10 protein-coding genes and 1 pseudogene are annotated in these 9753 nt (G+C 67.9%); 4 read left to right on the forward strand and 7 right to left on the reverse strand.

Annotation, left to right across the window (positions count from 1 at the left end; translation table 11 throughout):
- The 3 genes from ACWDZ7_RS41980 to ACWDZ7_RS41990 form a co-directional block, all read right to left on the reverse strand.
- Positions 1-258, reverse strand: a 258-nt coding sequence (locus ACWDZ7_RS41980) for a hypothetical protein (protein ID WP_451804116.1), incomplete at its 3' end; no start/stop codon positions are given.
- 70 nt (positions 259-328) lie between these two features.
- The gene (locus ACWDZ7_RS41985; RefSeq protein ID WP_451804118.1) at positions 329-730 is read right to left on the reverse strand and encodes a VOC family protein; all 402 of its coding nucleotides are present in this window, start codon (positions 728-730) and stop codon (positions 329-331) included.
- A gap of 479 nt (positions 731-1209) precedes the next feature.
- Positions 1210-1824, reverse strand: coding sequence for a TetR/AcrR family transcriptional regulator (locus tag ACWDZ7_RS41990; protein WP_451804120.1), 615 nt, complete (start codon positions 1822-1824; stop codon positions 1210-1212).
- A gap of 106 nt (positions 1825-1930) precedes the next feature.
- Between ACWDZ7_RS41990 and ACWDZ7_RS41995 the strand changes: the two genes are divergently transcribed.
- Positions 1931-2650 (forward strand): YqeB family protein, encoded by a 720-nt coding sequence (locus ACWDZ7_RS41995; RefSeq protein ID WP_451804122.1) that lies wholly within the window; start codon positions 1931-1933, stop codon positions 2648-2650.
- A gap of 1110 nt (positions 2651-3760) precedes the next feature.
- On the opposite strand, the gene ACWDZ7_RS42000 is transcribed toward ACWDZ7_RS41995, so the two are convergent.
- From ACWDZ7_RS42000 to ACWDZ7_RS42010, 3 genes are all read right to left on the reverse strand, one after another.
- Positions 3761-4171 (reverse strand): four-helix bundle copper-binding protein, encoded by a 411-nt coding sequence (locus ACWDZ7_RS42000; protein ID WP_451804124.1) that lies wholly within the window; start codon positions 4169-4171, stop codon positions 3761-3763.
- 121 nt (positions 4172-4292) lie between these two features.
- Entirely contained in the window at positions 4293-4790 is a 498-nt protein-coding gene (locus ACWDZ7_RS42005; protein ID WP_451804126.1) for a DUF305 domain-containing protein, read from the reverse strand.
- Positions 4791-4950: 160 nt separating this feature from the next.
- Positions 4951-5250 (reverse strand): transposase, encoded by a 300-nt coding sequence (locus tag ACWDZ7_RS42010; protein WP_451804128.1) that lies wholly within the window; start codon positions 5248-5250, stop codon positions 4951-4953.
- Between the two features lie 315 nt (positions 5251-5565).
- Between ACWDZ7_RS42010 and ACWDZ7_RS42015 the strand changes: the two are divergent.
- The 3 genes and pseudogenes from ACWDZ7_RS42015 to ACWDZ7_RS42025 form a co-directional block, all read left to right on the forward strand.
- A pseudogene (locus ACWDZ7_RS42015) lies at positions 5566-7059 on the forward strand (transposase); the annotation flags it as partial.
- Positions 7059-8195 (forward strand): TniB family NTP-binding protein, encoded by a 1137-nt coding sequence (locus ACWDZ7_RS42020; protein WP_451804130.1) that lies wholly within the window; start codon positions 7059-7061, stop codon positions 8193-8195. The pseudogene ACWDZ7_RS42015 and the gene ACWDZ7_RS42020, both read left to right, overlap by 1 nt.
- A gap of 20 nt (positions 8196-8215) precedes the next feature.
- Positions 8216-9475 (forward strand): TniQ family protein, encoded by a 1260-nt coding sequence (locus ACWDZ7_RS42025; protein ID WP_451804132.1) that lies wholly within the window; start codon positions 8216-8218, stop codon positions 9473-9475.
- On the opposite strand, the gene ACWDZ7_RS42030 is transcribed toward ACWDZ7_RS42025, so the two are convergent.
- Positions 9444-9753: transposase (locus ACWDZ7_RS42030; protein ID WP_451804134.1), on the reverse strand; the 310-nt coding region annotated here is incomplete at its 5' end. The two genes, ACWDZ7_RS42025 and ACWDZ7_RS42030, sit on opposite strands and share 32 nt — an antisense overlap.

The following is a 9753-nucleotide window of genomic DNA, read 5'->3' on the forward strand; positions in this document are numbered from 1 at the left end:
GAGGATGCCGCATACGGCGCCGGCGGTGGTTTCGAGGATCCGGTCGGTCAGGACGTGGCTGGTGGGGGTGGACAGGAGCGGGAGGGCCAGGGCGACGATCAGCGACAGGGTGTCGGTGGGGTGGCCAGTGGCCAGGCTGGCTGCGGCGAGGGCGGCCAGGACGCCAGCGGTGCCGGTGGCGTCCTGGGCCGCGGCCCGGGTGGTGGCCCGGCGAAGCCCTCGCGGCTCCGCACCGGGCCCCGGCATGTTGCCAGGCATTTGTGGTGGGTGTCGCCGGTCCCGATGCAGGGCCATCCCTGTACTTCTTGGAATGACTGAACGAGCACGGCTAGGACCGGTATGCGTCGTGGAACTGCTCGAACACCACCTCGTAACCGTCCAGGTCCTGGCCGACGAAGATCCGGGCCCAAGCCGTGTCCTTCGGTTCACTCACCACGGCGAGCCCCTCGCGCCGCCACAGGTCGTACACGGCATTCAGATCCCGCGTCGGAAGAGCCAGCGCGAAACCGAGCCCGAGCGGGCCGGACTTGACCGCCTGCTCCTCCTCCGGTCGGTTGTACTCGTGGGCGTACAGGTCCGACAGGATCAGCCAGGTGTGGCCGAAGGTCAAGTAACGCAGGTTCGGCTGCTCGTCATTGGGAATCTCACGGAACCCCAGCCGACAGTAGAGATCACCAGATGCTTGAAGGTCCCGGACCCGTAGTCCCACCTTGACCTGCTTGGCGCCCATCATGGTCCTGCTCCCCTTCCCGGTGCCTCGGCAACGGCGACGGTAATCCCAGTACCGGCTCCTGCGGCCCACGAAACCCCAATCCGGGAAGGCTCACTCGTGCACGGCAGCGACTGGCCTCAGCACGGCACTGTCTTACCTCTGACCCAGTGGCTTCGGTGTCTGGTCGAGGGCACATTCGTGCCTGGTCGTCGTCGCCGATGATCTTGCCGCGCTTACGGGCGGCCTCATGACCTTCAAGAGTGTGGTCGCGGATGTACTCACGCTCCATGCCGGACAGAGCGGCGAGGCAGGCGAACACGGGGCCGTGCGGATCATGAGAGCCCTGCAGCTCGCCGGTGAGGAACTCCAGCTCGGCGTCGGCCTCCGGCGTCGGGACTGCTGGGCTCGCTTGTTGAGGTGTCGCGTATTCGCCGCTGATGCGGCCGGAAGATCACTCTGTGTGCTTGCGGCTGTATTGAGTCCTATGGAGTGCCTGTTCATCGCTCCGGTTCCTGGTGTAGGAAGCGATGGAGGATCAGGCGCAGGGTGGGAAGCTGGGCGGCCGGGGTGAAGGACCGGTCGGTGGCGGCGCTGGTGTAGAGAGCGGCGATGAGTGCCATGATCCAGGCTGCGGTGTCGTCGGGGTCCAGGGTGGGGTCGATCTGGCCTGCTGCGGCCGCGTTGTGCAGCAGGGTGGTGATGGTGGACCGTTCCTCATCGTTGTCGCGACTCAGCAGTACTTCGAGTTCGGGGTCGCGGTAGGCCTGGATCATCGCCTCCATGACGAGGGCGGGGACCAGCGGCTCCGCGGCGGGGGCGGCGAGAAGGTCGACGGTGTCGAGGAGTGCGGTCCACGGGTCGTCGGCGGTGCGGGCCGCGGCGAGACGCTCGGCCTTGGTAGCGCCGTCGTGCTCCGCGTCCTCGAAGACGGCGTGGAAGATCGCGCGCTTGTTGGGGAAGTAGTGGAACAGGTTGCCTGCGCTCATGCCGGCGGCCTTGCAGATCTCTGCCGTGGTGGTGCGCTCGAAACCTCTGGCGGCGAAGAGCGCGGCCGCGGTGTTGACGATGTGCCGGCGCCGTGCTCGGCGCCTGGCCGGGTCGACTGTCCTCATCGGAGCCTCTCTCTGATCAACTCTCGACTCTGGTCTCGGTGGGCATTAATAGACTGAGCGCTCGGTCTATTATTACGTGACGCTGGAGGCGAGAGGGAACATGAACATGTGCAAGGGAATCGGGCGGGAGTCGCAAGGGAGTCGGCTCACCGTGCTTCGACAGCCCACGTTGAGTACTGTGTGTGTCTATTTCGTTTTCATGCTGGCGGGGGCGGGTGTCGGCTGGCTGGTCGGCCTCCTGGCCGACTGGCTGGTGACGCTTCCCTGGGCACCGCTGCAGGGGCCGGCCGAGCTCATTGCGTCGATCCCCGCTCCGTGGCTGCCCGCCGCGGGTTCGGTGGCTGGGCTGGCCCTTGGATTTGTTGCTCAGCACGAGCAGTTGGTGGTTCGTCTGTCGGAAGACCGCGTTGTGCTCACATGCAAGGGGCGTGCGCAGGAGTTCTCGCGCGACGCCATTGCCGCAGTGTTCCGGGACGGCAAGCAACTTGTCCTGCTCGGCCACGACGGTGGCGAGCTCACCCGGCAAGAGTGCGACCTGAACGTCGGCCGCGTTGCCGACGCCTTTACCGAGCACGGTTACGTGTGGGCGGACGCCGATCCGTACAAGGACGAGTTCCACCGCTGGGTCCCTGACACTCCCGGCCTCCCAGAGGGTGCGAACGCCATCCTCAAGGCCCGCCAGGAGTCGTTGGAGAAGAAGAGTTCCTCCGACGACGACGTTCAAGAGCTCCGTGAGGAACTGGCCCGTCTCGGCGTCGTCGTGAGGGACGAGAAGCGACGCCAGTACTGGAGGACGCTCCGGCAGTCGGATCCGGCCGTGGAATGAATGGCGGTGAAATCGGCTGGACCGTGTCCCTCGGTGAGACCGAACCGTGTCACCGTGTGTGGTCGCCAGGGACGCACCGGCTCCAGGTTCCGCCAGCCTCAGTGACCAGGCGGGTGGCGGTCTGTCATGGTAGCCGAGGGCTTTCGCGATGACGGGGGCCGGGGCCTGGAGGACGAGTTGGCGGGTCGCGGAGGTCCTGCCGCGCTGCGGCGGGACGCCGATCTCACGCAAGTGGACTGAAGGCTGACCGGGTTCATCGGCTGGCCGGGCTGGCGTCCGGGGAAGAGCCACTGTGAGCTTCTGCTGCTGGCGTAGGGCAGGTGCTGGCAGGACTGGATGTATGCCCGCATGAGGTCAGCGACGGGCTCCGGAAGTGGGGAGGGCGGGTCTCCCAGCCGGACGATGACGGCGGTCCCGTCGTCGATGACGTCGTTGGCAGTGAGGCGGACGATGCGGGTGACGGGTGGCGCGTAGAGGAGAACGAAAGCCGCGGCGGTCCGGGCCCGTAGGGCCAGGGAGTCGTCGTTGAGGACCCGCCGGAGTATGGCGAGTCGGTGATGCTGGTCAGACGCCACTTGGGGGCGTCTTCGCAGTTCAATCGCTCGACGGAGTGAGGCGCGCGGACACAGGTGCTCGCCCTCGCTGGACCGAGGGGGCGATGTCGCTTCTGCGGCGTTCGGTGCGTCCTGCCCCGCTTCTGCTTCGACACGAGCAGAGCCTAAAGATCCAAACCATCCCGCGACAGACCGCGTTCACGGCGTGAGCGAGCGGTGGCCCACGCGGACGGCCACCGGCGCACCGGGGTGAACGTCGCTTCCTTCACCCTGGTCGCCCTGCGCGGCGAGGGGGTGCGCGGCCGGGCGATGCAGGCCCTACCCGCGACTGCGGGCCCTGCTGCGGGCGGTCGGGAACGCGCCGTATGAGGCGGACGAGGCCGGGGACGTGCGGTTCTGCCTGCCGGACCAGAACGGCGAGAATCAGTGGGCGGCTGGACGAGATCCCGCTGCCGCAGAGCACCCCGGCCGCCTGGCCGCGCTCGTAGGCGGCCGGGGGCATGGCAGAGGACCCGGCGAAGAGGTGATCGCCGGGGTCCGCGTGGCTGCCGCGACTTCAGCCGAGGGTGGCGATGAGGTCGTTGCACGCCTGTTCGCAGCGGCGGCAGGCTCCGGCGCAGACGCGGCAGTGGTCGTGCATGTCGGCGTGGCGTTCGCATTCGTCGGCGCAGGCTTTGCAGACGGTGGCGCACGCGGTGAGGATCGCGCGGGTGATGTTGGCGTCGTATCCGGTGTGGCGGGAGAGGACCGCGGCGGTGGCGTTGCAGATGTCGGCGCAGTCGGCGTTGGTGCGGATGCACTTGGCCAGCTCGCCGATCTGCTCTTCGGACAGGCAGGCGTCCGAGCACGCGGTACACGCTTGGGCGCAGGCAATGCATTCCTCGATGCAGCGCATGAGCTTCTCGCGGTCGACGCCGCCGAGGTCGGCCGGGTAGGTGTCCAGCATGTCCTTGACCACCGTGGTCATCACAGTTCTCCTTGTTCTGGTGAAGCCGCACGGCCGGGCGGCGTGCAGGTGCCTACCCCGTACAGGTGTCGCGGGTAGGTGCCGGTCAAACGTCTGATTGCGTGTGGCGCCAGCAGGCGGATCACCGTGAGCGGTGCGTCGTGGCGGAAAGCCAGATGCGGAAGTCGGCGATCTCGGCTTCCTGGGTGGTGATGCCGGTGGCGGCGGCCACCCGCAGCTGGGGGTGGAACGCCCGGGGCTGGGGTTCCAGGAGCTCCACGATGCCGGCTGAGTGGTGGGGGATGATCCGCTTTACGAAGGCGATGTCGAACCCGATGCCCGCCTTGGTGCGGCGCAGTTCGTCGGCGTGCCGCTGCACCTCACGGTCCATCGCCGTCATCTCGCGGCGGGCTTCTTCGCAGACCTGCTCCACCGCCTGCTGGGGGGTGAGGTTGTACCATTTGTGCAGCCAGCGGGTGAACTGGTCGATCTGGTGGCGCTGGCTGGCGATGATGTTCTCTGCGTGGGTGCGGATGTCTGCATCGACGCCGCGCCGCAGCTCCAGCTCGGCCATCGTGATGGCTCCGCGGTGGTGGGGGATGATCGCCGCTAGGAAAGTGACCTCCAGCTCTTCTGGCACCGACGTCGCATCCGGGAGCGGATGCTCCGCAGGCACGGTCCCTGCCACACCGCCTTCCACGGGGTCACCCGTGGTCTGCACTCCGGCCGGTTCGTCAAGAGGTCGTGCAGGCAGTCGCGGTGTGCGACGACGGTCTTCTCCACGGCCTCGCCGAGGTTCTTCACAGATGCCGCCAGTCCGCAACCTCGGTGGCGCCCGGCGCGCCCAAGCGGCAGCCATCAGCGTACGCGCCGGCACGGTCCCGGCAGATCACCCGGATGCCGGGATGAGCCTGTAACCAGGCGGCGACGGTGTCCGCGTCGCGCTCCGCGAACACGTCGATGGGACGGTGCGTCTCCATGTTGATCACCACAGTGCCGGAAACGGCACCCTTGCGTAGAGCGAAGTCGTCGATGCCCACGACCTCCGCGATCACGGGCTGATGGCCGGGGATGGCCCGGACCGGACGGAGCAGCGTCATACGGCTCACCGTAATCGATAACTTCTCGGCCAGCCTGGCGCCGCCCGCCCCGCCAGCGCCAGACCTATCGAGGTCAACTCCTGGCAGAGCCGGGTACTGCGACGTCGACGGCGCCCGACCAGTCCTTCCACCTGTTCAGCGAAGGCCCGGCGCGGACATGCGCCGTTGCGGCAGAAGAAGCGGCGTACGCACAGGCTGGTGCGCCTGATCGGAACGTCAGCAACTTGGCGCTCATACCGACTGTGGACCGATGCCGAGCAGACCCCACAGTCCGGGCACCTCACCTCCGGAGCGCGTGGCCGAGCCCGGATGTGCACTGTCCGGTGCAGTCGAAGGCTGCGCCGCCGGGACATCGCCGGCCGGCCGCCGGGTGCGTACGGGAAGCTGCGGCCCACGAGGCCGGGCGAGTACCTACTGATGGACACCACGCGCCTCGACGTCTTCGCGATGGACCCGATCACGCTGAAGTGGGTCCAGGCTGAACTCACGGTCGCGATGGACTGGTACGACAGGTGTGTCTGCGGGATCCGGGTGACGCCGGTGTCCACGTCGTCGATCGACGTCGCGGCGGTGATGTTCCAGACCTACCGGCCCCGTCCGGCCGGCAAGGACTGGCCCGGGTTCGCAGTGTGGCCCGACCACGGCATTCCCCGCACCGTGTTCGTCGAGCGCGAGGCCCTCGAACCCGAAGAGGAGGAGGGAGGGAAGGCGAAGAAGGTCAAGAGGCGCGGCGTGGCGAGCCCGGCGCTGGTGCCGGAGACCATCGTGGTCGACCACGGCAAGCCCTACATCTCCGAGCACATCACGTCCGTCTGCCAGCGGCTCGGCGTGTCGATCCAACCGGCCCGGCTACGAACGGGCCGGGACAAGGGACCGATCGAACGCTTTTTCAAGACCCTGCGCGAGGGACCGCTTGAGGTGCTGCCCGGCTACAAGGGCCCGGATCTGTTCTCGCGGGGCGAGAACCCGGAGGACCAGGCGTTCTTCTTCCTCCACGAGTTGGAGGCGATCATCCGGGAATGGGTGGCCTGCGTGTATCACCACAGGCCGCACAGGGGGCTCGTGGATGCGTACGCGCCGGGGGTGCGCCTGTCTCCGGCGAAGATGTTCGAGCACGGCATCGCCCGCGCCGGCTATATCGAGGTGCCGCGTGATCCGGCGCTCGGCTTCGAGTTCCTGAAGACCGAGTGGAAGCCGACCCACCACTACGGCGTTGAGATCCGCAAGTGCCGCTACAACGGCCCCGGCCTGGACGGCTATCGGGGCGAGACCAGCCCGTACACCGGCCCCAAGGCCAAGGGGATGTGGCCCGTCCAGGTCGACCCCGACAACATCAACTACATCTATTTCCGCCGTCCGGACTCCCGTAGCTGGCACACCCTGGAATGGGAACACGCCCCGGCCCAGAAGTTCCCGATCAGCGAGGGCGCCATCGAGATCGCCCGGAAGGTCGCGGGCGAGAAGTACCCCTATCCCGACGACGAGACTGCGGTCGCGGAACTCCTCGAACGTTGGCACCTGGGCCTCGGGCTGACCATGGCCGAGCGGCGCCTGGCCCTGCGCCAGGCCCGTGAACAGTCCGCCTTCGACCTGCCGGACACCGCCGAGGACGACGTGCGCGCGCTGCCGACGGTCGCCCGGATCCTCACCGCCACCGACGACCAGGACGAGGACGGGCTGGCGGAGCCGGCGGCGTACGAGCCCGAGCCGTACGAGGGCCCGGCAGCCGGGGATGACGACGAGGACGACGAGCTCGATGGCCCAGACACCGCTGAGGACTTCTACGACGACGCCATGGAGGACGCATAATGCCGCCCGAGACGCCCGAGAACGCTCACTTGGACAACCTCACGCTCTCGCGGAAGGAGGGCTTGGGAGCGATGGCCACGGCGCCGCCCCGGAAGCGGCCGGAGCTGCTCACCCTCAAGCAGAAGGCGGACCTCGGCGAGGCGGCGCTGCTGGAGTACGAACACGAGCGGTCCGTGTGGCACGCCAACATCGGACCGCTCGCCACGCCTCAACTCGAAGCTCTGCAGGAGGACTTGTGGGACATCATCACGAGTAATCAGCAGGACGGCGACAAGGCCAAGGGCGCCGTAGCCGTGGACGCCCATCCAGGGCTCGGCAAGACCACCGCGGTCCTGAACTTCGCGCTGAAGTACCACCGGCAGGTGATCGCGCGGGAGGGGGCGTTCACCGCCGCCGGGCACGAGCGGTGGCCGGTTTGCCGGGTCGGGCTGACCAGCAACATCGGCATGAAGGAATTCAACCGGTCCTTGCTGGAGTACTACGCGCACCCCGGCCGCAAGACCGGCACCGCCGCGCTCTTCGCGCAGCGCGCCCTGGACTGCGTTTTGGAGTGTGAGACGAGGGTCTTGATCATCGACGACCTGCACTTCCTCAAATGGCAGGACAAAACCGGCACCGAGGTCAGCAATCACTTCAAGTACATCGCGAACGAGTTCCCGGTCACCCTGATCTTCATCGGCGTCGACCTGGCCAACCGCGGCCTGTACTCCGAGGCCCACACCCGCGGCAACATCACCCTCGCCCAGACGGCACGCCGCACGACGCCCCTGACGATGGAACCCTTCACCGTCAGTAACAACAAGCACCGCTTCGAGTGGCGCAAGCTGCTGCTGGGGCTGGAACAGCGGATCGTGCTGTGCCAGGCATACCCCGGCATGCTCGCCGACGACCTGTCCGACTACCTCTACATCCGCAGCAGCGGACACATCGGCTCCCTGATGACGCTCATCAACCGAGGCTGCCAGCGCGCTGCCCGCCTGGGCACCGAAGTCCTCGACCAGAAGCTCCTCGACCACGTCAAACTGGACGTGGCGGCGGAAAAGGCACGCAAGGCCCTCGCGGAGAAGTTCGCCCGCGGGACGATGACGACCAAGCCCCGCCCCCGCAAGGCGAAGCCCACGAAGACGGACGAGTGAGAGGGCCCCGTACCCTGCCGTTGCGGCTGGCGCCGATCGTCGGGGAGGCGTTGGACTCCTGGGTGGAGGCGACCTCGGCCCGGCTCAGGATGCCCACGGGCGAGTTGCTGGTGGCGCTGGGCCTGCGTCAGGAGTATCAACCCCCGTCGGGCTGGGCGCCCTGGGTAACGCAGCGGAAGCCGCATCAGGCCGAGCGCATCTCCTTCACCACCGGCGTCCCACCGGACATCTTGCACTCCATGACGCTGCAGCACTTCGATCAGCGGGCCCTCATCGTCTACCGAGACCGAGACCGGCACCAGATCAGCGGATCGTTCATGTGGGCGCCGCGCGGCGGTGGCAGCGGATCACGGTTTTGCCCGGACTGCCTGCGTGACAACGAAGGCCGCTGGCCCCTGGCCTGGCGGCTCGGCTGGTCCTTTGCCTGCATCACCCATCGTCGGCTTCTCGCGGACTTCTGCCCCAAGTGCTCCTCACGGCACCGTAAACGCCCACACCCCAGCCACCTCATCCCCCAACCCGGTCACTGCGATCACATCAGCCGGCCGACCGCGTCGGCTTCGCGGACTCGGTGTCTCCACCCGCTGGCCGACACCGAGACGATGCGCTTCGATGCCGGGCACCCCGCGCTCCTGACCCAGCAGACCCTGCTGGACATGATTGCCACTGGTGTCGGCGCTTTCGGCGTCTACGCCCACGATCCGCAACCCGCCGTGGCCGTACTCGCCGACATGAAAGGGATCGCACGTCGAGTCCTGATCCACATGCCCGCGCCGCGCATGGAGCGCCTGGTTCCCGAGGAGCTGGTGGCAGCCCACTTCCGTGCACGGGAGCACAACAGCTCTTTGACGGATGCCCAGCGCCGGGCGCCCCTGGATCCCGGCCGGGCGGCCCCGGCCTACGCGGCGACCGCCGCCGCGGGAGCGATCGCCGCCTGGCGCATCCTCGGACAAGCCGACTGCCGCCGCGCCGCCCCCTTCATGCGGGAACTCCACGGCGCCATCGTGGACCGCGGCCACTGGACCAGCCCCACGGTGACCAGGAACTGGGGCCGCCACAACAGCCCTCTGCTCGAGGCGGTCCACCTGAAGAGCATCGCGCCGACGATGTGGCCCAACTCCGCCCTGCGTTACCGCACCGCACTGCCGACCCCGTCGCTGCCCACCACCACGCCCGCGCAGCTGACCGGCCGGGCCCGGAAGATCCCCGCCATCATCTGGCCGCTGTGGGCTGTCCGCCTTACTGGCCCTAACAAAGCCGTTGGACGTGGCGGTGGGTGATCAGACAGACAGCGAGGCCGAGGAATGCTTCGTGGATGTCGTCGCGTCTCTCCCAGCGGATACGTAGACGGCGAAAGCCGTGGAGCCAGGAGATCGTGCGCTCGACGACGTAGCGGAAGATGCCCAGGCCGGTGCCGTGCGGCTCGCCCCGCTTCGCGATCACGGGCCGGATCCCGCGCTGCCAGAGCAGGCGACGATAGATGTCGTGGTCGTAGCCGCGGTCGGCCAGCAGGGCGTCTGGCCGTCGGCGCGGTCTGCCGCGGCAGCCCGCGACGGCC

The sequence above is a fragment of the Streptomyces sp. NPDC003032 genome, from assembly GCF_053591415.1.